Annotated in this window: 27 protein-coding genes; 24 read left to right on the top strand and 3 right to left on the bottom strand. The window is 34.0% G+C overall.

Features of this window, described 5'->3' with window-relative positions; genetic code table 11:
* Positions 1-81: 81 nt before the first annotated feature.
* On the bottom strand, positions 82-2,247 hold the full coding sequence (locus E0Z07_RS07060; protein WP_006260530.1) for a S9 family peptidase: 2,166 nt from the start codon (positions 2,245-2,247) through the stop codon (positions 82-84).
* Positions 2,248-2,460: 213 nt separating this feature from the next.
* On the opposite strand from E0Z07_RS07060, the gene E0Z07_RS07065 reads away from it, so the two are divergent.
* The 10 genes from E0Z07_RS07065 (at position 2,461) to E0Z07_RS18390 (ending at position 10,744) form a co-directional block, all read left to right on the top strand.
* Positions 2,461-3,777, top strand: coding sequence for a hydroxymethylglutaryl-CoA reductase, degradative (locus E0Z07_RS07065; protein ID WP_006266229.1), 1,317 nt, complete (start codon positions 2,461-2,463; stop codon positions 3,775-3,777).
* Positions 3,777-4,697, top strand: a complete 921-nt coding sequence (locus tag E0Z07_RS07070) for a GYDIA family GHMP kinase (protein ID WP_006260532.1) — start codon at positions 3,777-3,779, stop codon at positions 4,695-4,697. The genes E0Z07_RS07065 and E0Z07_RS07070 overlap by 1 nt, the downstream gene beginning before the upstream one ends.
* A 469-nt stretch (positions 4,698-5,166) precedes the next feature.
* Positions 5,167-6,108, top strand: a complete 942-nt coding sequence (locus E0Z07_RS07075; RefSeq protein WP_006260533.1) for a hypothetical protein — start codon at positions 5,167-5,169, stop codon at positions 6,106-6,108.
* Positions 6,109-6,119: 11 nt separating this feature from the next.
* Positions 6,120-6,620 (top strand): hypothetical protein, encoded by a 501-nt coding sequence (locus E0Z07_RS07080; RefSeq protein WP_006260534.1) that lies wholly within the window; start codon positions 6,120-6,122, stop codon positions 6,618-6,620.
* An 80-nt stretch (positions 6,621-6,700) separates the two neighbouring features.
* Entirely contained in the window at positions 6,701-7,090 is a 390-nt protein-coding gene (locus tag E0Z07_RS07085; protein WP_006257518.1) for a hypothetical protein, read from the top strand.
* A 118-nt stretch (positions 7,091-7,208) separates the two neighbouring features.
* A complete protein-coding gene (locus E0Z07_RS07090) occupies positions 7,209-8,216 on the top strand; it encodes a TQO small subunit DoxD (protein WP_006257517.1) in 1,008 nt (335 codons plus the stop codon).
* A 129-nt stretch (positions 8,217-8,345) separates the two neighbouring features.
* The gene (locus E0Z07_RS07095; protein WP_006257516.1) at positions 8,346-9,074 is read left to right on the top strand and encodes a YqjF family protein; all 729 of its coding nucleotides are present in this window, start codon (positions 8,346-8,348) and stop codon (positions 9,072-9,074) included.
* 11 nt (positions 9,075-9,085) lie between these two features.
* The gene (locus tag E0Z07_RS07100) at positions 9,086-9,799 is read left to right on the top strand and encodes a M949_RS01915 family surface polysaccharide biosynthesis protein (protein ID WP_006257515.1); all 714 of its coding nucleotides are present in this window, start codon (positions 9,086-9,088) and stop codon (positions 9,797-9,799) included.
* 73 nt (positions 9,800-9,872) lie between these two features.
* The gene (locus tag E0Z07_RS07105) at positions 9,873-10,583 is read left to right on the top strand and encodes a carboxypeptidase-like regulatory domain-containing protein (RefSeq protein ID WP_225602620.1); all 711 of its coding nucleotides are present in this window, start codon (positions 9,873-9,875) and stop codon (positions 10,581-10,583) included.
* Positions 10,584-10,609: 26 nt separating this feature from the next.
* Positions 10,610-10,744, top strand: a complete 135-nt coding sequence (locus E0Z07_RS18390; RefSeq protein WP_006257513.1) for a hypothetical protein — start codon at positions 10,610-10,612, stop codon at positions 10,742-10,744.
* Here E0Z07_RS18390 and E0Z07_RS07110 read toward each other — a convergent pair.
* Both E0Z07_RS07110 and E0Z07_RS07115 read right to left on the bottom strand, forming a co-directional pair.
* A complete protein-coding gene (locus tag E0Z07_RS07110) occupies positions 10,741-11,151 on the bottom strand; it encodes a hypothetical protein (protein ID WP_006257512.1) in 411 nt (136 codons plus the stop codon). The genes E0Z07_RS18390 and E0Z07_RS07110 overlap by 4 nt on opposite strands.
* Positions 11,152-11,160: 9 nt before the next feature.
* Positions 11,161-11,712, bottom strand: a complete 552-nt coding sequence (locus tag E0Z07_RS07115; RefSeq protein ID WP_006257511.1) for a hypothetical protein — start codon at positions 11,710-11,712, stop codon at positions 11,161-11,163.
* Between the two features lie 125 nt (positions 11,713-11,837).
* Here E0Z07_RS07115 and E0Z07_RS07120 point away from each other — a divergent pair, with 125 nt between their 5' ends.
* The 14 genes from E0Z07_RS07120 (at position 11,838) to E0Z07_RS07185 (ending at position 21,512) form a co-directional block, all read left to right on the top strand.
* Positions 11,838-13,061, top strand: a complete 1,224-nt coding sequence (locus E0Z07_RS07120; RefSeq protein ID WP_006257510.1) for a BaiN/RdsA family NAD(P)/FAD-dependent oxidoreductase — start codon at positions 11,838-11,840, stop codon at positions 13,059-13,061.
* A gap of 1 nt (position 13,062) precedes the next feature.
* Positions 13,063-13,542, top strand: a complete 480-nt coding sequence (locus E0Z07_RS07125; protein WP_006257509.1) for a hypothetical protein — start codon at positions 13,063-13,065, stop codon at positions 13,540-13,542.
* Positions 13,543-14,059: 517 nt separating this feature from the next.
* A complete protein-coding gene (locus E0Z07_RS07130; RefSeq protein ID WP_006257508.1) occupies positions 14,060-14,497 on the top strand; it encodes a DUF5958 family protein in 438 nt (145 codons plus the stop codon).
* Between the two features lie 76 nt (positions 14,498-14,573).
* Complete coding sequence (locus E0Z07_RS07135; RefSeq protein WP_006257507.1) at positions 14,574-15,029, top strand: DUF6896 domain-containing protein; 456 nt, start codon at positions 14,574-14,576, stop codon at positions 15,027-15,029.
* A gap of 188 nt (positions 15,030-15,217) precedes the next feature.
* Positions 15,218-15,664, top strand: a complete 447-nt coding sequence (locus tag E0Z07_RS07140; protein ID WP_006257506.1) for a DUF3885 domain-containing protein — start codon at positions 15,218-15,220, stop codon at positions 15,662-15,664.
* Between the two features lie 135 nt (positions 15,665-15,799).
* Positions 15,800-16,138 (top strand): DUF4279 domain-containing protein, encoded by a 339-nt coding sequence (locus E0Z07_RS07145; RefSeq protein ID WP_233446019.1) that lies wholly within the window; start codon positions 15,800-15,802, stop codon positions 16,136-16,138.
* 160 nt (positions 16,139-16,298) lie between these two features.
* Positions 16,299-16,736: a DUF6896 domain-containing protein gene (locus E0Z07_RS07150; protein WP_006257504.1), complete on the top strand. Its 438-nt coding sequence runs from the start codon at positions 16,299-16,301 to the stop codon at positions 16,734-16,736.
* Positions 16,737-16,990: 254 nt separating this feature from the next.
* On the top strand, positions 16,991-17,350 hold the full coding sequence (locus E0Z07_RS07155; RefSeq protein ID WP_006257503.1) for a hypothetical protein: 360 nt from the start codon (positions 16,991-16,993) through the stop codon (positions 17,348-17,350).
* A 448-nt stretch (positions 17,351-17,798) separates the two neighbouring features.
* Positions 17,799-18,470, top strand: coding sequence for a hypothetical protein (locus E0Z07_RS07160; RefSeq protein WP_006257502.1), 672 nt, complete (start codon positions 17,799-17,801; stop codon positions 18,468-18,470).
* 13 nt (positions 18,471-18,483) lie between these two features.
* Positions 18,484-18,990, top strand: coding sequence for a hypothetical protein (locus E0Z07_RS07165; RefSeq protein ID WP_006257501.1), 507 nt, complete (start codon positions 18,484-18,486; stop codon positions 18,988-18,990).
* The gene (locus E0Z07_RS07170) at positions 18,962-19,177 is read left to right on the top strand and encodes a hypothetical protein (protein ID WP_225581571.1); all 216 of its coding nucleotides are present in this window, start codon (positions 18,962-18,964) and stop codon (positions 19,175-19,177) included. The genes E0Z07_RS07165 and E0Z07_RS07170 overlap by 29 nt, the downstream gene beginning before the upstream one ends.
* Before the next feature lie 152 nt (positions 19,178-19,329).
* Positions 19,330-20,415, top strand: a complete 1,086-nt coding sequence (locus tag E0Z07_RS07175; protein ID WP_006257499.1) for a diphosphomevalonate/mevalonate 3,5-bisphosphate decarboxylase family protein — start codon at positions 19,330-19,332, stop codon at positions 20,413-20,415.
* A gap of 60 nt (positions 20,416-20,475) precedes the next feature.
* Complete coding sequence (locus tag E0Z07_RS07180) at positions 20,476-20,877, top strand: hypothetical protein (RefSeq protein WP_225581570.1); 402 nt, start codon at positions 20,476-20,478, stop codon at positions 20,875-20,877.
* A 41-nt stretch (positions 20,878-20,918) separates the two neighbouring features.
* Positions 20,919-21,512 carry a penicillin-binding protein activator LpoB gene (locus tag E0Z07_RS07185; RefSeq protein WP_006257495.1) on the top strand — a complete coding sequence of 198 codons (594 nt, stop codon included), beginning with the start codon at positions 20,919-20,921 and terminating at the stop codon, positions 21,510-21,512.
* Positions 21,513-21,516: the final 4 nt, after the last annotated feature.

The raw sequence follows: 21,516 nt of genomic DNA on the forward strand, positions 1-21,516 counted from the left end.
AAGTAAATATTAGTTTGTTTTAGTTCGTACTTATTGGTGATATAGTACTTTGGTTGGTTTTAGGTGTAAGGTTATTTTGGCTTATAAATTGTTTAAGATGAAATTAGTCATCTTCGTATATAATTGTAATCTTGTATTTCCTCCTGAGATACCGTGATTCTTATCTGGATAGATTAGCCAGTCGAAGTCTTTGTTCTCTTGTACTAGCGCTTCTATCATAGCCATAGCATTCTGTACGTGTACGTTGTCGTCAGCAGTACCGTGTACTAGTAGGTAACGACCTTTTAGTTTAGAAGCATGTGTGATAGGTGAGTTATCATCATATCCAGCTTGGTTCTCCTGTGGAGTAGTCATATAGCGCTCAGTATAGATACTGTCATAGTATCTCCAGTTAATCACTGGTGCTACAGCGATAGCCAGTTTGAATACGTCGTTTCCTTGTAGGATAGCATTAGAAGACATAAACCCTCCGTAGCTCCATCCCCAGATACCTATTCTGCTAGCATCTACATAAGATTGTTGACCTAGGTATTTAGCAGCGATGATCTGGTCATCTACTTCATATCTACCTAATTGGTTTTGTGTCATTTTTTTAAATTCAGCTCCTCTGAATCCTGTTCCTCTACCATCTACAGTCACTACGATATACCCTTTCTGAGTAAGCATAGCATGCCAGTAGTCGTTAGAGTCTAGCCATTTATCAGCTACTTGTTGTGATCCAGGACCACTGTACTGATACATAAACACAGGATATTTCTTAGCAGGATCAAAGTCTTTAGGTTTCATCACCCAAGCGTTAAGCTGTAATCCGTTAACTGTAGGAATCTGTATGAATTCTTTAGTAGGTAAGTTATAGTCTACTAATTTGCTCTCTAATTCTTTATTGTTTAGAATTTCTTTTACCACCTTACCTGTTTTAGATTGTTGTAAAGTGTAAGTAGGAGCTACTGTACTAGAAGAGTACACATTGATAAACTGTTCGAAGTTAGGGCTGAATATCGCTCTATTCGTTCCTAGTTTCTCAGATAGTTTCTTTTTATTTTTTCCATTAAGGTCTATAGAATACACTCCTCTATAGATAGAACCTTCTTCTACAGACTGGAAGTAAAGTTTCTTAGATTTAGTATCGATACCGTAGTAATCCGTTACTTCCCAATTCCCTTTTGTGATTTGGTTTACTAATTTACCTTCTTTGTTATAGTAGTATAGGTGGTTATGACCATCTCTCTCACTTAGCCATACGAAATCGTTGTTGTCTAAGAAGCTAAGCGTAGCTACATCTACATAAGCCTTATCTGTCTCATTTAGAATCAGTTTTTTGCTTAATGTATTTCCATCGATGAAGAATACTTTTAAGTCATTCTGATGTCTATTGATGATTTGAGCACTTAAGTATTGATTGTCATTTGTCCATTTGATTCTAGGGATATAGAAATCGTTGAACTCGCTTAAGTCTACTTTACTTGTCTGGTTAGACTTCACATCGTAGATATGGATAGATACTAGAGAGTTCTTTTCTCCTGCTTTAGGATATTTAAACTTATCTTGAGTAGGATAAAGTCCTGTTCCATATACATCCATTGAATATTCTGGAACGTCAGTCTCATCAAACTTAATATAAGCTATCTTGTCTCCATTCTTATTCCAATCAAACATGCGTACGATACCAAACTCTTCTTCGTATACCCAATCAGAGATACCATTGATGATATGATTTTTCTTACCATCATTCGTTATCTGTTGTGTTTTTTGAGAAGCGATATCATAGATATATAAGTTATTCTGATACGCATAAGCTATTTTAGAACCATCATTAGAGAATGTTGGTTCAGATATTTTGTGATCTGCTATTTTAACTAGTGAATTTTTAGTTGGGTTGAACAAATAAAAATCAGTTAAAGCAGAACGACGGTAAATAGGAGTGGTGTTAGTTCCTATTAATAATTGTTCTTCTTTATGATCGAAGATATAAGTATCTATCGATTTAATATCTTTAAACGCACTAGTAGAAAAGATTGTTTTTGCTTTTTCTAGTGTTTCGAAGTTATAAAGGTTTATTTCTTGGTGGTCTTTAGCAACGCGCTCAATGCGTGAGTATTGATTCGATTTTTCCATCGAATTAACGGATTGCATTACTTTCGTTCTAAATGTGCCGTTCCAAATTTCTTCTTGTGCAATTTGTTTCTGAGCCAACCCAATTTGGGTAGCTATGATACAAAATAGTAGGGTTAGGTTAAGGTGTTTCATTATCTATTTAATCGAAAAAACTTCCAATTTTAATGAAAAAATATGATTTACACCAATTTATTTTTCGAATAAACCAAAAAAAGTCTAATTCTGTTGAAGCTATTTTGGTAATAAAAATCATAATATCATAAACAAAAAGTACTAATAGCTGTTTTTTTAGTTTTTTTAACCTTGTAAGAATGAGTTATCTTTGTGGCATAAACAAAAATAAAGATGGAAGGTAATATTAATGGATTCTCTAAGTTGAGTAAACAAGACAAAATCAATTGGATAGCACAAACCTATTTTTCTAATTCTGCTGATACAGTAGAATTGATAGAACAATATTGGAATTCAGATGAGGAATTACAGAAGCTTCACGATGAGTTTATAGAGAATACGATTACGAATTTCTATTTGCCTTTTGGTGTAGCTCCTAACTTTAGAATTAACGATAGATGGTACACTATTCCGATGGTGATAGAAGAGAGTTCTGTAGTAGCTGCAGCTTCTAAGGCTGCTAAGTTCTGGTCAGAACGAGGCGGATTTAAGACTACTATACTAGGGACAGAGAAGATAGGACAAGTACACTTTATATATAAAGGAGACAAGAGTAAACTAGTTCAGTTTATTAAAGATATAGATAGTAAGTTCTATGAAGATACGAACTCTATCACACAGAATATGCAGAAGCGCGGTGGAGGTATCTCAGCGATCGAGCTAAGAGATAAGACTGCTGATGTGGATAATTATTATCAACTGCATGTGACATTCGAGACAAAAGATAGTATGGGGGCAAACTTCATTAACTCTTGTCTAGAGCAAATCGCTAAAACGCTAAAAACGGAGGCGATGAACTGTACAGCGTTTACAGAAGAGGAGAAAGCAGTAGATGTAGTGATGAGCATTCTGTCTAACTATGTACCTAACTGTGTGGTAAGAGCTGAAGTTAGCTGTCCGATCGAAGACCTAAAAGGGAAGGATATTAAAGAACCGCAGTTATTCGCAGAGAAATTTGTACAAGCTGTGCGTATCGCAGAGGTAGAGCCTTTTAGAGCAGTAACGCATAATAAGGGAGTGATGAATGGGGTAGATGCTGTGGTACTAGCTACAGGGAATGACTTCAGAGCTATCGAGGCAGGAGTACATGCTTATGCTGCTCGCAGTGGTCAGTATAGCAGTTTATCTCATGCTAGTATAGAGAATGGTATCTTTAAGTTCTGGATTGATTTGCCACTAGCATTAGGTACTGTGGGAGGATTAACTTCATTACACCCTATGGTAAAGGTGGCTTTAAAGATGCTTCAGAGTCCTTCTGCTACTGAGTTAATGCAAATCATAGCAGTAGCTGGATTAGCACAGAACTTCGCTGCTGTAAAATCATTGACAACGACAGGTATTCAACAAGGACATATGAAGATGCACTTAATGAATATCCTAAACCAGTTCAAGGCAACAGATGCAGAAAGAGTAAAAGTAGTAGCTCATTTCGAAAAGAATGTAGTATCCCATAGTGCAGTAGTAGAACTGCTAGAAAGCCTTCGCAAATAATGGTGAAAGAATATTATAGTAACGGAAAACTGCTTATCTCAGGAGAGTATGTCGTGCTAGAAGGAGCTAAGGCTTTTGCCTTGCCTACTAAGTATGGACAATCACTGAAGGTAAAGGAGAAGGAAGGTGACTGTATTCATTGGACGAGCTATGATGTGGACGGTAGTATCTGGATGAGTGAGGTAGTGCCTCTTCAAGATGTACTAGGTACGCATGAAATCGAACATCAATCAGAGTATTATAAAACGCTAGTAGATGTACTGCGTGCTGCACATAGACAGAATCCTTCTATTCTAGTAGAGGGAACTGGATATGAGGTGGTATCTGAGCTAACTTTTCCTCGTTTATGGGGATTAGGGACTTCTTCTACTTGGATTAATAATGTAGCACAGTGGTTTAATATTAATCCATATCAACTATTGCAGGAGTCATTTGGGGGTAGTGGATATGATATTGCCTGTGCGCGTCATGATCAAGGAATCTTTTATACCTTAACTGATGTAAACCATCCTGAGGTAGAGCAGGTGTCCTTTAATCCGTCTTTTAAAGAGCATTTATACTTCGTATACCTAAATCAGAAGAAGAGCAGTAAAGAGGCTATTGCTAATTTTAAAGCGAAACGCCATGGTATTCACCATCAGGTAGAGCGTATATCAGAGATTAGTAAGGCGATGTCTGTTAGCACTACATTAGAAGAGTTTAGTCAACTAATGGATGAGCATGAGCAGATTATGAGTGAGGTATTAGGAGTCACTACTGTGAAGCAAAGTTTATTTGCGGACTTCGACGGATCAATCAAAAGTCTAGGAGGCTGGGGAGGAGACTTTGTGATGGTTGCTTCTAAAAATGACCCTTTGGAGTATTTTAGTTCTAAAGGATATGAAGTAATAGTAAACTTTGAGAATATGATTCTTTTTTAGAAGTTTAACTACTATTTTTGATTTTAATGCTTTATATTTATCCTTTCATAATATAGTATTTTTTAAAACAAAATCTATTGGATTCATTAGTGATGCTTAGGTTGATATCGCAAAGAGACTATCATTAATTAAAGAAGAAGCATAAGTGCTATGTTTTGAGTACTGATTTAATTAAATAGAGATGTTGACCATAAGGCTTTACTAATGCTTAATGTAGGTTTTAAGTAAAGAAAGTCTGAATCTTTATGAGCAAGTTGGAGAGAATGACAATCTGGAGAGGTTATCTGTTGCAAGATAGCCTCTTTTTTTATTGTATAGTGTCCCAGTTTATGCGACCATAAGTGTTTATTAGTAGGCATAAGTAGGCAATATCGTCATAGGTAGAAAGTATTATTATAGTCTTTCGTACTTTTGACACCGTATAAGAATGGTAAGAGATAGTATCGCTTAGCATAATAAAAAGAATAATATGAGAAGAGACATATTCAATATAAACGAGTACTTAGCAAATCACAAGGAAGTTCCCGAAGAAGGGATTGTGACCTTGTTGAGTTTTGCTGAGAATAAGCGTCTTGTTTCTTCAAGTAATTTTGATGAATATGGAGTGCTGAAGCGTGAAGTAGTTCTATATGAAGATGATCTAACTGAGGAGGGAAAGTTGGTGTTCATGGATATCTTAAAAGATTGGTTATCGTATATAGAAGGAGAAGAGAAGAAGGGAAGTGATGGTAAGTACTTGGCTCAACTTTATAAGTGTCAGAAAGAAATTATAGAGAAAATAGAAAAGTCCACGCAGTGGTCATGGACATTAGCGGTATCAGAACATTGGTCTGTAGGTATTAATAATCCAATAGGAGAGGGATATCTAGAAGATACTTTATTATTTACGGCTGAGAATATAAAGGATGGTAGAGGTATATATGTGATGTATAGTAATGATAAGGTAGGGTATGAAGTAGAATATATGGAGTATAATCGTGTGCTCGGTAGTTGGGATTATGAAGGTGAGTTTAGGAAGTATGAAGTCCTCTGTCAAAGTCATGATCTGGGAAGTGTAAAAGAGGTTGTACAAAAGTTATTAAATCAGACAGATCAGGATTTGCTACCGTTTGTTCAGTACGGGTATTGGTATGTTGTCGTTCATAAGCTGATAAGAGGAAAGAAGAGTTATCAATCCAATGAGCTACTGTACTTCGCTAGTAATGACAAATTGTTTATAGAGGTGATCTGGATAGATAATCAGTTTAAAATATCGTTGGTTAAGCTTAAACACCCTATTGCTAAAGGAGCAATCCTTGTTAACTTAAATAATATAGTAGAGCATCATACTATTTATGTAGATACAGAAGAAGAGCTAATGCGAAAATTAGAAAGGGTAATGTGTATGCCTTATGAGTTTATACCTCATTAATAGTAATAAATATGAATGCATATTATAGTTATGACCATTTAGAACTCGAGGGAGTGGAAGGCTGTATCAGTTATTATGAGGTGTCTGAAGAAGGCTATTATCTGCGTAGTGTGACTAATCATAATGACTGTTGGACAAATAGTTATATTGAGATAAGAGATCAAGAGTTCTTTTTGCCCGAAACGCTGTTAGAAGAGGAGGATAAGGGTTTTCTAAATGAAATAAGTCATGAGGAGTTTCTCGATCAATGGTCACAGAGTAAAATGCTTTATGAAGAGCATTGGGCTGTATTTAAAAAGGAGCTAGGTGATCAGGTAGAAGGAGAGATAGTCTGTTTTTATCCACAAGGTGTTATGGTCTATCTAGGAAGCTCTTTTTATGGCTTAGCAGATTATCATCAGTGCCTGTCTGTATTGTCTAGAGAGAAGATGAGCCCTGGCACAGTAGCTCGTTTTAAGGTTGAAGGAGTGGATGAAGAGAACTTTCTCGTAAATCTAACAAGCCTAGTTTAACAATACTTTGTCAATTGTAATTGTTAAAATTAAACTTAAAAGGCTATTTTTGAGCCTTTAATGATGAGAGTATATATTAAATGTTAACCTTGAAAAAGAAAGTAGCGGTACAAATACAGTGTTATCTATGGATAGCACTCTTGATGTTTACTACAGTTGGCTGTTCTGCTAAGAAGGCTTTTTTTGAGGTATCAGGACTTCAGGTAGAACGTTCTTTGAATGCAAATAAAGCATTAGGCGTTAATCAGATTTCTTGTGATGTAGAGACTTCATCTGTAACTGTTTCTTCAAAGCAGTTAAAGCAAAAAGTAAAAGGAATATCGTTGAGTTCGTTGGCTTATACAACGGGAGTAGACTTGGCTTTATTTCACCACAGTAAGGGAGTACAATTAGACTATATTCTTAATATAGCAGGAACCGACCCTCCTAAATATATATTATATCAGCAGTTTAAATTAGCTATAGCGTAAGGATTTATATACTTACCTAAGTATTGTTATTCTCTAGAATGAACGACGGGATAATGATCTATGGGTTTGTATTTTAATGAGTTAAAACAAATTGATTACACTATTTTAATTTAAAATCATGCAAATTTTTAATAAGCAGTCGTATACAACGGCTGGATTTTTTACACTTGGAATTCGCTTAGTAGTTGGATGGACTTATTTCTCTGCTTTTTGGCGTAGGTTAATATTAGAGAACAAATTAATAGAAGAAGAAGCAGGATATATTGGTGCGAAGTTTAATCATTTTTTGCCAAATGCTTTAGGTATAAAACCGCTTATAGAATATCTAGTGAGCAATCCTGATATGCTATGGTGGGCGATGGTTATCTTTACAATAGTAGAGGCTATTGTAGGATTGTTTATTATGTTAGGTCTATTCACTAGGCTGATGTCTGTAGGGGTATTCTTTTTGGCGATGGGAATCTTACTAGGTTCTGGCTGGATAGGGACTACATGTTTAGACGAATGGCAGATAGGAGTGCTAGGTGTAGCAACAGGATTTATGTTATTCTTGACAGGAGGTGGATATGGTTCTCTAGATTATTATTTTGCAAAGAAAGGCAAGGCATTTACGACTAAGAAGTGGTTTGGTTTCTTAGGCTCAGGAGAATTACCTATTAAGAATCTTAAGCCTGTGGTATTCATAGGATCTTTTGCGGTGTTATTATTGACATTATATACGAATCAAGTTTTCCACGGAGGAGTGTTTGGTACTCTACACAATAAGTCTGTTAAGCCTAAGCTAGAGTTGGCAGATGTGACTTGGAGAGAAGGACAGTTGAAGTTTGAAGTATATCGTGTAGAAGGTGCAGATGTATATGGATCATTCCTTATAGGTGTGCAATTAGAAACTAGGGATGGAGAGGTTATTCAGAAGTGGGATGGTGAAGCACTGTCAAAACTGAGTAAAGAACAAATCAGTAATCGCTATGTAGCTAAGATAGCTCCTGGTAAACACAGTTTGATTATTCCTTTAGGTGCAAAGGCTGATCTTACTTTTGAGCCTGGTGTAGCTCATCCTAAACAGAGTGTTGTTCTTCGACTGATAGATATCAGTGGGATTGAGTGGACAGCTGAAGTGAATTAATGAATATAGTGATAAGGTAGCTTCTATTCAGCTTTTGATGGTTTGAGGATATTTGATTGAGATTAATTGTCTTTAAATAGTAATAAGGTTGTGTTTATTTATGTAAATTGCTTAGTAAAAAAATACAATATGAGCCAAATAGATGATGTGTTAAGTTCAGTGTCCCATCGTCCTTGGGCATTGCCTGAAGGACCTTGGAAGTTCTATCAAGAGTGGAATAGAGCTATCTTTTTACATTTTGAAGTGCCTCTAGAGGTACTGAGACCCTTAGTGCCAGAAGACTTAGAACTGGATAGTCTAGATGGGAAGTACTATGTATCTATCGTGCCATTCACGATGGAGAATATTCGTCCACGTCGTTTACCTGCAGTGGGTGTGGTATCTGATTTTGATGAGATTAACGTGCGTACTTATGTTGTGATAGATGGAAAACCAGGAGTTTATTTTATCAATATAGAAGTAGGAAAAAGCCTATCTGCATTTGTATCTCGTACGATATCTGGGTTACCTTATGAAAAGTCAGATATAATTCGTGAGAAAAATGCTTATCTATCTTTAAACGAAAAGAAACGCTTCTTTCTAAAACTTGAATATCAAAAAGGGGAGAAAGTTAAGGATAAGTCTACATTAGATTTGTGGTTGACAGAGCGTTATTGTCTGTATGTATATGTACATGAGGAGCTGTTTCGATATCAGATACACCATAAAGAATGGCCTATTAGAACAATAAAATTTGATACAATGGAGTTTGATTATAGTATAGGCGATCTGCACTTGACAGAAGCTGATGTGATTGCACAACATTATTCTAAAGGTGTCGTGGTGGTATCATGGGATAAAGAAAAAATCAAACTCTAATAATGTATATAATGTCAAGATTACTTTTTTTGTGCTGTAGTTTTTTGTTTATCTCTTCTGTTGTGATGGGACAAAATACAAGAAACTTAGAACGTACCTTACAACCTAAATGGAAGATGCAGATATATGACAAGGAGTCTCCTGTTAAGGCAAAGACGCTATTGTATAACGATATTCCGAAGACCTTCGACTTTAGAGGAACTGTAATGGAATCTATTAGTTGGAAAGATAAAGAAGGAGAGAAAATATTGATTCTAACGACTACGGGGTATTTCCCTTATAGAGACTTGTCTCAGAAAGGGTTTGGTCAGTATTCTTCTGGAACGAAAGGTGAAATCTATATGTATATGTTCACGAATAAAGACGATGATAATGGCTATGTGATGACGATGAAGATGTATGATGTCGTACCCTGCGGTGAAGGAAGCCCTGCACCATATATAGGATATGTACCTATGGGGACAGTTGTTACTGATTTAGATAATGATGGAGTGACTGAAGTAATCGTGTCTTATGTGACGAGCTGTAATGATGGAGAGAAAGGAGAATATGATTTAAAAGTCATGTTGTTTAATGGTGAAGAGAATATTCTAGCCAAAGGAGCATTTATACCTAGCGAGGGCAAAGTAGATAAACCTGTGGTAGAAAAGGCAGATAAGACAAAGAAAGTATTCTCTAAGTCGGTAGAAGAAGGCTGGAAGAAAATAGCTAATAGTTTTAAATAATAAAAAACGCATAGATACCACTATGCGTTTTTTATTATTTATGTTTGTGTTATCATTCGCTATATTAGTAACTATGAAATACAGAATCGAAATACCAGAACCCTGTCATGAAGATTGGGATAAAATGGCTCCTCAAGATAAAGGGAGACACTGTGCTGTATGTGATAAGGTAGTCGTTGACTTCTCTAAAGCAAGTAAGCGAGATATCATCAATTATATTAAGAAAGAGGGAAAAATATGCGGACGTATTCCACGTCAGTATATAGGTACAGACTTAGAAGAAGAGAAAATCAGAAAGTCTTTTGGACTGAATGGTATGGTGGCTACAATGGTAAATTTGTTAGCACTAACAACTATAAGTACAGCTGTAGCTCAAGAGAAACCTAAGGTGGAATCTGTATGTCAAGATACTAAGACAAGTACTCCTTTACCAACGTTAGTTCAGAATGAAACTAAGAATGAGAATACAAGAGTGATTAAAGGAAAGGCTTATGAGTCAAACCTTGAATTACCTGGTACAGTTGTTATGATTAAAGGAACTAATATTGGTACTCAAACTAATATGGAAGGAGAGTATGAGTTAGTTATTCCTAAAAAATATAATACTAAAAGGCTTACTTTAGTAGCTTCATTTATTGGATTTGAAGATAATAAAATCAAAGTTGGTAGATCAACAAATAATATTGATTTTCATTTAGAAGCAAGTACTGACATTTTTATGGGTGAGGCAGTAGTAAAAGCGTATAAAAAAAGTAGAAACAAAAAGAAATATGAAGAGAAGTAAAGGGGGTATTAATAGTAGGATTATTAATGATATCTATAGGTACAAGTCTAGTAGCAATGCAAAACTTTGGGATAGGGCTATTTCTGCTTATATCAGCAGTAGTAGTATTGTTGTTTGCCTTAGTGATCGGAGCTAAAGAAAAGAGAGCTTCTAAGAACTAAGTTAGACGACTTTTTAGGGTGATAATTTTATTCTCTCTTCCCCAGTCGTAGGTCTTAGATGTATCTGATACATATTGAAATAACAGAAGTGCTTTGCTATTTAGGAGAGCACTTTTTTCGTTTAAAGAATCTTGAGTTTTGAGAGCTAGTAGTCTTAGGATGTCAGCCAGTGATTCTATATTTTCGATATCCATTCCCTCTATGGTTAATAAGTAAGTCAGAACTTCTTCATCTGTAAGCAGGATAAATTTGTCTAGATCTAGGTGTAAGTTCTCCTTAAGAGACGAGGTGAAGTCTTGTACTTGCTGTTCGGTCTCGAAGTCATCGATAGGAAGCGAATTAAAAACGGCTCTAAGTAATTGAGCCGTTTGTTGTATCATTCTAAGGACAAGGTCTCTTTTTTCCATTATTGAAGATTATCGAACAGGACGTAGCGTATTGCTAAATGTCACTTTAAAAGGAGTTTCCTTATTTGCGTTGTTTTTCATCACATAGATGAATTTAAACATTTTAGCATGGTCACTTTCTATCGTCAGTGAGCCTCCTGTATAACTGTCTTTTAATACTATATTTTGCGTGTTGTCTACACGGATAGACTTCGCTATACCAGAGCGTAGATCACTCATGGTCATGGCGTAGTAGTAGGTCTTGCTATTTCCTTTGATAGAGATATTTTCTCCTTTAAAGCCTTTAGTTAAGATGACTACAGAGTAGTTATCAGCAGAAGCATTCATTCCTCTAAGGTAGTTTGCTTTCGTTTTGTCAGTAACGGATCTAAAGTCATCTCTCACCTGAGCATAATCAGGTAGATCCATTACATCATCTTCTTCAGGAAGTCTATCTTCCTCTTTGATTTTTTCGATACGCTCATCTACTGTCAGTTCTTTAGGCGGTTTCGTGGCTACGTGAGAAGCAGATTTACACATAGAGAACAAGACAATTAAAGCTAAGAAAGGTAATTTTTTCATATTCTTAATTTAACAATGATAGTGGTGCGATCGTAAGTAAGTATCTTTGTTGGCGTAAAGATAATTTTTTACACTCAATAAAAAAACTCTAGAAGAGAGTCTTAAACGTTAAAATAGGTTTTTCAATGAATTATGATGTCATATTAGTCGGAGGTGGAGCAGCAGGTTTTTTTACTGCAATTAATCTTGCAGAACAAAATAAAGGACTAAAAATAGCGATTATCGAGAGAGGAAAAGAAGTGCTTTCTAAAGTAAGAATATCAGGAGGAGGAAGATGTAATGTGACTCATGCTTGTTTTGATCCGAAAGAATTAACGCAGTTCTACCCTCGTGGTGCAAAAGAGCTATTAGGGCCTTTTCATCAGTTTTGTTCAGGTGATACTATTGAGTGGTTTGATAGACATGGCGTGACATTAAAGATAGAAGAGGATGGTAGAATGTTCCCTGATACAGACTCTTCTCAGACTATTATAGACTGTTTTATGAAGGCAGTACAGAAGCTGAAGATAGAAGTCATCACGAGTAGTAGTGTACAGGGCATCTTTAAGAAAGAGAACAGTTGGAAGCTAGATACCACAACAGGTAACTACGAAGCGACTTATCTAATCATGACTACGGGGAGTAATCCTAAGATGTGGAATACAGTAGCCGAATTAGGACATAAGATAGTAGAGCCAGTACCTTCATTATTTACATTTAATATCAATGATAAACGCATCAAAGATTTGATGGGAGTAGCTACACCTGCTGAGGTAAGTGTTAAGGGGACTAAGTTAGAAGCATCAGGGCCTTTATTAATTACCCACTGGGGGATGAGTGGGCCTGGTATATTGCGTCTTTCTGCTTGGGGTGCTAGAATATTAGCAGACAAGAAATATCAGTTTCATATCACAGTAAATTGGATGCCACAGCACAGCTTCGAGTCTCTAAAAGAAGAATTGCAACGCATCCGTAAAGATCATGCAAAAAAGAATGTGATTAAGCGTATAGAATTAGATTTGCCTAATAGACTATGGGAACGCATGGTCGTGATATCAGGAATAGCAGAAGATACCAAATGGGCAGATGTGACTAATAAGCAGTTAGATATACTATGTGGGGAATTGACTCAAGGAGAATATCAAGTCAATGGTAAAAGCACGTTTAAAGACGAGTTTGTTACTGCTGGAGGGGTAGACCTAAAAGAGGTTAACTTTAAAACCATGGAAAGTAAATTGCACAATAATTTGTACTTTGCAGGGGAGATTTTAAATATAGATGCCATCACAGGAGGGTTTAATTTTCAGAATGCATGGACGAACGGATACCTTGCTGCATTAGCAATAACAACTAAAATAGAACATAAATAAGATGAGGTTTAGTTATTATAATTTGACGAGTAAGATATTGCTATTCGTATTTTGTTTACTTCCTTTTTTAGGGATGTCTATTTTCTTTCTACAAGTTGGCAATGGATTAGCCAAGTCTCTTAGTGCTGTTATGTTATTTCTATTCGTCGTTTTTGTCTATAAATGTTTTTTTATCAAAGTAAGTATAGACGTAGAAGGAGTGACGTATAAAAGCCTACTCAAAGAGAAGCAACTCAAGTGGAATGAGATAAACGATGTGCTGATCGTGGTGAGAGAGAGACGCTCTGTAGCTGATTATTATAAATTTGACGAATGGATGAATGCGGGTAAAGCAGGTAAGAGTTATTTCGTCTTATTTAGAACGACAGAGGGATTTCCTGAGAATCCAATGTTTATGTTTAGTGCCCCTACTAGTGAAGATTATATCAGCGTACAGTTTAGGCCTGCAATACAGAAGGCAATAGCACAATATCGAAAATAGAAACGATCGTTTTAAAGAAAAATAAAAAATATCAGAGAAGGCAGTAAAACCTCGGTTTTACTGCCTTTTTCGTTGGTTTATTTTTGATTTATCGCATACTGGTCGCATAGTTATGGGATAGTGCTCACATAATTAAGGCTGTTTTTAATGCGATCACTATGGGAGCAGTATCCTGTCAAGTTGTGATTAAGGCTAGGGAGGTGGTGTGGTTTTTATTTAGGGATGTGAAATTTAACTCCTAAGCATAATTGCTTAGGAGTTTTTTTATGGTGTTTGAATAGTGATAGAGAGTTGAGAGAATAATAGTTAACTTTATTACGCTGTACAAGTAATTTTAAATACAAAAACAGTTTACTTTCAACTAGGTGTACAATACTTCCGTTGATTAGTAAGGTTAAGAATCCTTTTTTGTAGGAGCAAAAATTGCAACTGATTGAATTCTTAGAAAGATAGATGTTTTCGGAGAAAGGAGGAGATATTAATCGACGTTGTATAGTAATAAAAGCTAGAAGAAATAATGAATAAAGAGAAGGAAGTAATAGTAAATAGGTATGGACAATCTATAATTGGGATAGAAGTCGTTACAGAGCTCTTTAATAAAGAAGATAGTAAGAGGCTTTTTTTAGAGAGCCTCGTTTTTTTAATACAACAATCTAAACCTTTAATTACAGATGTGGATGCTGTGATTAAAAATAGTGGGCTTAAAGAGACTTGTACTCCATGTGTGATGCTTCGCAAAGATGTAAAAGAGTATAGCCTCAGGAATATAATTAATTTGCCAGATTATGAATTAGTAAATGTTTTTATTCTTTTTCTAGAGTTGTTTAAAGTCGCTTACCAAAGACGTTTTTTATTAGAGAGAAATAATCCTAATAAATGGTGGTATTGGGATTTGAACAGTAAAGAGAATGTAGATAAAATATTTAGTGAGCATGACGATACTGTAGTGAAGTGAACTACTGATTAGTGATAATGTAATAATTATTCAACGAGAAGTAATGCTTAGCATTAGGCAAGAAAGATAAAAGGTTATGTATAATAAATTAATTATGAATGATATAAAGAAATATCTGAGTGAGTATGTTCGGTTTATTCATGATTTTGAAGAAACGCTTAGAGATAAATTAAGCCTTAAAGAAGAGGATATATATCAGGAGATTTATAAGATTAATATTAACTCAAATGGTACTAAAAATTATAAACATGGTAACATTGATGGATATGAATACCATTATCATGGAGCTGGATGTTTTATTCAAAAGGGAGATGTAAGATGTGACTTTGACTTCGTACACTATATTGATGATTTAACCTATAATTTTACGTCATTTGCGCTTAAAGATTTTATTGATAGTTATTATCATGTTGATATTGATGATGATAAACTGAATGAAAAACTAAAAGAATTAGTGAAAGAAGGATTTTTACTACCTGTTATATTTGGAGGTAGAGTATGGAATTCCTTTTTAATAAAGAGGTATAGCTAAAGATTGTTATTAGGGAAGTATATTATTTGTTAGTAAAATCAATTAATAAAGAAGTGAGATGTTTTTAGAAAGAGAGAGTTTTTAGTAGAAGTGGGTCTAAATAAGATGGTGTCTGGAAGATCTTTGGAACTAATGGGGTATTTAACTAGAATAGGTACTACCAATGAAATTTTAAAAAGCTTTATGATATGGTATTAAAAGAATTTGATGAAAAAGCTAGGAGTACTTTTGGAATATGTTCATTTGAAACTATTAAAGAGGTATTTAGAGTTGAAAGAATTAGTTTTAGAGAGGATAATGTTTTTGAGATTTTAGAGGTAATAATTGCTTTGATAGAAAAGAATTTTAAGAGTGGGTATTGTTATGTTCGAATTACTTTTTGGGATTTAGCTGAAAGTGATAGTTTTTCAAATAATTGTCTTTTAATAGAAATTAATGATGATAGTGCAGTAGGTCTGTATCATTTTAATCTTAAAGAAGAGGGATTGAAACAATTGCTTTTGAGCCATTTAAATTATGAATTGGGATTAGAGCCTTCAATTAATATTACTGCTTTCTTTATCAATTTTGAAGATAAGATTGTTGTAAATGTATTTGATGATCGTGGTCTTGATTACTTGGTAATTAATGATTAGATATTTTTTGATAATGTAAAAATTGCACGATATGATTTATATAGACATACTAAGACTGATGAAGTCTTGATAATAGCGAAGGAAGGAAAAGGAACACCTATCAATACATGATATATTTATTAAATAGTAAAAAATATGACAAACTTTAGATTGATATATTCGATTTTTGGGGATAATTGGAATCCTAGAGAATTAACCAAAGCAATTGGGATTATTCCTACTGCTTATTGGAAAAAGGGAGATAGAATAGATAAATATCATCCAAATGTAGTTCTTAGAAAAGAAACGAATTGGGAATATAGTTTTAGAAAGACTAATACTTTGTTATCAGAAGATGTTACTGAACAGTTTGTGGAATTATTTTCGTCTAAAGTTGATATAATAGTAAAATATATAAATGATAACAATTTAACATCAAAATTATTTATTATTCCTGAAATATTTCCAAATCAGGTACCTGGTATTTTTTTTTGATAAAAGATTACTAAATCTACTAGTGAAATTGAATGCAGAGATAGATATTGATTTATATGTTATTAATGAATAGAGTTCTTGAGAATGAGGCGATCGTTAAAGTGTTAGTGGGGATAAAGAATGGATAAAGTGATAAGAGACTATATACAATAAATTAGTTATGAATGATATAAAGAAATATTTGAATGAATATGTTAGATTTATTCATGAATTTGAAAAAGTGATAAGAAGTAGTTTGAATTTGGTTGAAGAAGATATATATCAGGAGATTTATAAGATTAATATTAATTCAAATGGTACTAAAAATTATAAACATGGTAATATTGATGGGTACGAATACCATTATCATGGTGGAGGTTGTTTCATCCAGAAAGGGAATATAAAATGTGACTTTAATTTTATACGCTATATTGATGATTTAACTTATCAATTTACTTCAATAAAATTAAAGGATTTTATTGATAGTTATTATAATATTGATATTGATGATGATAAACTGAATGAAAAATTAAAAGAATTAGTGAAAGAAGGATTCTTATTACCTGTTATATTTGAAGGTAGGGTATGGGATTCCTTTTTAATAAAGAGGTATAGCTAAAGATTGTTAGAGTGAAGTGATATTAATTGATTATTGTTATTTGTTTAAATATAAACTCCTAAGCATAATTGTTTAGGAGTTTTTTATGGTCTTTGAATAATGTTATTCTGTTGAGTGAATAATGATTAATTTTATTAGATAAAGGAAGTCAGTTCTTAGTGCAGGCTGGTGTATTAGGAGATTTGATGAATGATGTAACCAGTAAATTTTGGAAGTGCTGATACATGCATTAGGATTAAGTAATTAAGAAGAATATGAATTTAATTAGAAATAATAAATTACTATATACTTTTGATGATGAAGTTGTAAGTAAGTTTGTTTATGCTATAGATGAAAAAAAAATAGAATTAAGCTTCGACGGTTTCTATGATTTAGAAAAAGATGAAGTGATAGATAGAAAATGTATTCTAATTATTGAAAGTTGGAGTAAGGCATTATCTAGATTATATCCTAATTCTAAATTTGATAACTTAGGAAGTAATTTTGGTATAATTAGTATGATTGTTGCTGTTAATGTGGAGCATGATGAAGTATATATGACTGTAAGTACAATTGATAATCGTCATTATGATTTGATATTTTTAAAGCCTTCAATGTATATATCGTTGATTTAGTGATTGACTTTATTTATTGGAGTATTTAAAATTAATTATATTTTATAAAATGTTATGTATTTTATATGAAGATAAAAATTAGAAAAACTCCTAAGCGATTATGCTTAGGAGTTTTTTTATGCTCTTTGAATAGTGATAGAGAGTAGAATAATAAATTAAAGTACTATAGTGTGATGACTCTATGTGATTGAGGAGTTGATATACTGTTTATATAGAGTAACTTCTTAAGTAAAAGATAGGGGAATAGTCTAAAGATGAGTATTCCAAATTCAGAATATGAGGTGATTACTGTTTGATAATAGTTTTTTCGGAAGATATAATCTTTATTTTTTATTTATTATTACTTGAGTGTTTATTGTAGGGTTTTATTATTTAAAAATAAAAGTTTAAAATAGTTAATTTAACAAAATTATTTATTTTTATTGTTTGTAATTTAATTAACTATTATATGATAGATAATGTAAAGTATGGGCTAAAAATCTCTGGTTATGGAGCGTTTAGTTTTTTAAAGATCGCTGTGTTTGGAGTATTTAGTGCGGTGTTGAGTTTGATTATAGGTATAGTCTTGCTATCTAATGGTAGTTATACAAACAAATTAGGAGAAGTCCGTTATAGTTCATTTAGAACTTTTATTATTGACTATCCTTATCTATCAGTGTTACTACTAATCACGTTGATTAGTATTTATTTTGTTTTTTCTTTTTCGACACAGTATGCTTTCAGAAAGGTGGCTAGACGTATCTTAGATGATAAAGCAGAGGTGCTATTAGACCCTATTATGGATAAAGTGATGGATAAGACGATGGGAAAAATAGGAGAGACAGAGAGACAGAATATGCTACAGAGAGGAGTTGATTACTCAATGTTAAAGTTGCAAACGATTAATACTGTTAAGGAAGAGACTACGAATAAATGGTTGAGGTATTTACTTGTGTTAGGATTTTCTAAGTTGAGGTTAGATGATATTCCATTTGGCGATCCGAAGTTTAATGTTCGTTCAGAGATAAAGAGTAGAGTGATCGAAGTGATTAAAGATTTTGCGACACCTGATAAGCAATTCTTTTGGATGATAGTCGCTTACCATTGGATAGTTATCTTGATTATTTCATTTTTAAGATAACGATATTTTTACGATGTTAGATAAGGTAAAGTATGCCGCTAAATTATCTTTTATAGGCGGGAGTAGTTTCTTTAAGGTATATGCGGTAGGATCATTAAGCGCAGTGTTTTCTTTTACTATAGGTCTTTTGTTATTTATGTATAGGCCTTATAACCAACCTGGTAATTTGGGTGGTTCGGCAGGTATAATGGCTATATTCGTGGTCTTTATGATTGCACCTATCCAGAGTGTCTTATTAACTGTTATAGCGATTAGTAATTACTTTGTTTTTTCTATGGCGAGTTCTCATGCTGTTAAAAGAGTAGCAAATAGATTATTGACTGACAAAGGTGAGAGTCTGCTGTTTCCATTAATAGATAGAGCATTAGATAAAGTTATTAGTGATACATCTGCGTCTGATAAACAAAACTGGATGCAAAAAGGGTTTGATTTCTCTTTAATACAAATGCAGATTATCAGTAATATTAAAAATCAGAGTGAGAATAAATGGGGTGAAGAAATTGTTGATTTATGGGTTTAAAAAGCTGAAGGTAGATGATATCCCTTTTAACGATCCGAAGTTAAATATCCGTGAGATTATAAAAGATCGAGTGATTCAGGCTATTCGTGAAATGGCAAACCCTAGCAAGAAGAAGTTTTGGTATACAATCTTGTTTCATTGGATAGCCGTTGTGGTCATTTTGATTATGAATTTGATTTATAGATAAAGGAAGTTAAGTATAAGTAAAGAGCTAATGATATAGGTGTAAATCATTAGCTCTTTTATCTTAGTGCTGTTCTAAAAAAAGAGAAGTTTCTTAAAGAATAGAGGGGCTATTAATAAAAGATGTTATTTTTGTTGTTTAGAAATCGATGAACAATGAATATAGAAGACTTTATTTTTAGCCAAGATATAGATGTTAATCAAGTAAAGGAGGGGACATTCTCATGGAGCTCTCCTAGTAATATCGCTTTAGTTAAGTATTGGGGTAAAAAGGAGAATCAGATTCCTGCTAACCCGTCTTTGAGTTTTACTTTAAACAATTGTAAGACAGAAACGACATTAAGCTATAGTGCGAAAGCGGATAAAGGGATCAGCTTTGATCTTTTGTTTGAAGGACAGCCTAAAGAAGAGTTTAAGCCGAAGATTCAGAAGTTTTTTGAGAGAATTCTAAAATACTGTCCTTATATCGAGTATTATCACTTCACGATAGATACTAAAAATACGTTCCCTCATAGCTCAGGGATAGCTTCTTCTGCGTCTGGTATGGCAGCGATGGCAGTGAATATTATGTCATTAGAAAGAAAGTTGAATGTGGATATGACAGAAGACTATTTTGACCAGAAAGCTTCTTTCTTAGCTCGTCTTGGTTCAGGTAGTGCATGTAGAAGTATAGCGGGTAGTGTAGTAGTATGGGGAGAACAACGCGATATACCTGGAAGTACAGATTTATATGGAGTGAATTTCCCTTTTGAGGTACACCCTATCTTTAAGGGGTATTGTGATACTATCTTGCTAGTGGATAAAGGAGAGAAGAAAGTGTCTAGCACAGTGGGACATGATCTGATGCACAATCACCCTTATGCAGCGCAACGCTTTGAACAAGCTCATGAGAACCTAGCTCGATTGAAAAAAATATTAATAGAAGGTAATTTAACGGAGTTTGTAGCGTTAGTAGAAAGCGAAGCATTGACTCTACACGCAATGATGATGACTTCTATGCCTTATTTTATCTTAATGAAGCCAAATACGCTTCAGATCATCGAGAAAATTTGGGCATTTAGAGAAAAAACATCAATCAATGTGTGCTTTACACTTGATGCTGGGGCAAATGTACACGTTCTATACCCAGAAGGGGACAAAGACTTTGTTCAGACATTTATAAGACAAGAATTGGCGCAGTTCTGTCAGAATGAACAGTATATAGATGATAAAGTTGGATTCGGTTCAGAAATAATTAAATAATTTTTTGTAACTTTATACTACGGTATGCTAATTGCATATACTAATATAAATATTGAAGATATGAGAAAGTTAATGACAATTTTTGGTTTAGCACTAGGTAGCTTACTATTTAGTCAAGCAACTTATGCACAAGAGTTAGCACCAGATCAAAACCCGAATTATAGAGTAAGTATGGTAAAGTATATGGCACAGAAAGATTCTCTGACTGCGACTTTAAGTACTACTGTACAGGATACTTATAAAGCGTACGATTGGTACGAGGCTAAGATGGAGCGCAAAGCTCAGAAAAAGCAATGGAGACATGAAGAACGCATGGCTCGTGCTAAATATGGTAGAAGTTACTATAGCTATGACAATGGGTATTATGGTAACTATAATAGATATTACTCTGGATGGAATAACTGGAATACATGGAGACCTAATATTGGTTTTAGAACTGGTAACTGGTGGTTCTCTATTTAAGAATTAGGAAAAAAACATAAAGAAAAACAAATAATAGGATTATGCAAATTAAACGTATAGCATTAGCTGCAATATTAGCTGTTTCAGGACTGGCTATTACATCATGTGGACGTCAAGTAACTAGAGTAAGTACAGAAGAAACTATCGACATTAGTGGAAGATGGAATAACTCTGACTCTAGAGAAGTAGCTGACCAAATGACTCAGCAGATATTAGAAGAGCCATGGATCTTTAACTTCCGTGAAGAGAATAAAGGAGAGAAGCCTGTGGTTATTGTAGGTATGGTTTATAATAAAAGCCATGAGCATATTGAAGCTGAGACGTTCGTAAAAGATGTGGAACAAGCATTTATTCGTTCTCAAAGAGTACGTTTAGTTCAAGGTGGTAAAAAACGTGAGGAATTACGTGGTGAACGTGCAGATCAACAAACGAATGCATCAGCATCATCTATGAAACAATTCGGTTTAGAACAAGGAGCTGACTTTATGTTACAAGGTTCTATCAATTCTATCGTAGATTCTCACAAAAAGAAAAAAGTGGTTTATTACCAAGTTAACTTAGAGTTGACAAATATTCAAACAAGTGAAGTGGTTTGGATTGGTGAAAAGAAAATCGCTAAGTACGTAAAAAACTAATTTA

The organism is Myroides odoratimimus (assembly GCF_004337635.1).
Classification (GTDB): domain Bacteria; phylum Bacteroidota; class Bacteroidia; order Flavobacteriales; family Flavobacteriaceae; genus Flavobacterium; species Flavobacterium odoratimimum.

Excerpts from the sequence above, each read along its gene's own strand:
- E0Z07_RS07175 (WP_006257499.1), top strand. The coding sequence starts at position 19,330 with ATGAATATAGAAGACTTTATTTTTAGCCAAGATATAGATGTTAATCAA.
- E0Z07_RS07165 (WP_006257501.1), top strand. The coding sequence starts at position 18,484 with ATGTTAGATAAGGTAAAGTATGCCGCTAAATTATCTTTTATAGGCGGG.
- E0Z07_RS07075 (WP_006260533.1), top strand. The coding sequence starts at position 5,167 with ATGAGAAGAGACATATTCAATATAAACGAGTACTTAGCAAATCACAAG.
- E0Z07_RS07180 (WP_225581570.1), top strand. The coding sequence starts at position 20,476 with ATGAGAAAGTTAATGACAATTTTTGGTTTAGCACTAGGTAGCTTACTA.
- E0Z07_RS07130 (WP_006257508.1), top strand. The coding sequence starts at position 14,060 with ATGAATAAAGAGAAGGAAGTAATAGTAAATAGGTATGGACAATCTATA.
- E0Z07_RS07115 (WP_006257511.1), bottom strand. The coding sequence starts at position 11,712 with ATGAAAAAATTACCTTTCTTAGCTTTAATTGTCTTGTTCTCTATGTGT.
- E0Z07_RS07140 (WP_006257506.1), top strand. The coding sequence starts at position 15,218 with ATGGTATTAAAAGAATTTGATGAAAAAGCTAGGAGTACTTTTGGAATA.
- E0Z07_RS07100 (WP_006257515.1), top strand. The coding sequence starts at position 9,086 with ATGTCAAGATTACTTTTTTTGTGCTGTAGTTTTTTGTTTATCTCTTCT.
- E0Z07_RS07135 (WP_006257507.1), top strand. The coding sequence starts at position 14,574 with ATGTATAATAAATTAATTATGAATGATATAAAGAAATATCTGAGTGAG.
- E0Z07_RS07080 (WP_006260534.1), top strand. The coding sequence starts at position 6,120 with ATGAATGCATATTATAGTTATGACCATTTAGAACTCGAGGGAGTGGAA.
- E0Z07_RS07150 (WP_006257504.1), top strand. The coding sequence starts at position 16,299 with ATGAATGATATAAAGAAATATTTGAATGAATATGTTAGATTTATTCAT.
- E0Z07_RS07185 (WP_006257495.1), top strand. The coding sequence starts at position 20,919 with ATGCAAATTAAACGTATAGCATTAGCTGCAATATTAGCTGTTTCAGGA.
- E0Z07_RS07060 (WP_006260530.1), bottom strand. The coding sequence starts at position 2,247 with ATGAAACACCTTAACCTAACCCTACTATTTTGTATCATAGCTACCCAA.
- E0Z07_RS07105 (WP_225602620.1), top strand. The coding sequence starts at position 9,873 with ATGAAATACAGAATCGAAATACCAGAACCCTGTCATGAAGATTGGGAT.
- E0Z07_RS07160 (WP_006257502.1), top strand. The coding sequence starts at position 17,799 with ATGATAGATAATGTAAAGTATGGGCTAAAAATCTCTGGTTATGGAGCG.
- E0Z07_RS18390 (WP_006257513.1), top strand. The coding sequence starts at position 10,610 with ATGATATCTATAGGTACAAGTCTAGTAGCAATGCAAAACTTTGGGATA.
- E0Z07_RS07110 (WP_006257512.1), bottom strand. The coding sequence starts at position 11,151 with ATGGAAAAAAGAGACCTTGTCCTTAGAATGATACAACAAACGGCTCAA.
- E0Z07_RS07090 (WP_006257517.1), top strand. The coding sequence starts at position 7,209 with ATGCAAATTTTTAATAAGCAGTCGTATACAACGGCTGGATTTTTTACA.
- E0Z07_RS07120 (WP_006257510.1), top strand. The coding sequence starts at position 11,838 with ATGAATTATGATGTCATATTAGTCGGAGGTGGAGCAGCAGGTTTTTTT.
- E0Z07_RS07095 (WP_006257516.1), top strand. The coding sequence starts at position 8,346 with ATGAGCCAAATAGATGATGTGTTAAGTTCAGTGTCCCATCGTCCTTGG.
- E0Z07_RS07125 (WP_006257509.1), top strand. The coding sequence starts at position 13,063 with ATGAGGTTTAGTTATTATAATTTGACGAGTAAGATATTGCTATTCGTA.
- E0Z07_RS07145 (WP_233446019.1), top strand. The coding sequence starts at position 15,800 with ATGACAAACTTTAGATTGATATATTCGATTTTTGGGGATAATTGGAAT.
- E0Z07_RS07065 (WP_006266229.1), top strand. The coding sequence starts at position 2,461 with ATGGAAGGTAATATTAATGGATTCTCTAAGTTGAGTAAACAAGACAAA.
- E0Z07_RS07070 (WP_006260532.1), top strand. The coding sequence starts at position 3,777 with ATGGTGAAAGAATATTATAGTAACGGAAAACTGCTTATCTCAGGAGAG.
- E0Z07_RS07155 (WP_006257503.1), top strand. The coding sequence starts at position 16,991 with ATGAATTTAATTAGAAATAATAAATTACTATATACTTTTGATGATGAA.
- E0Z07_RS07085 (WP_006257518.1), top strand. The coding sequence starts at position 6,701 with ATGTTAACCTTGAAAAAGAAAGTAGCGGTACAAATACAGTGTTATCTA.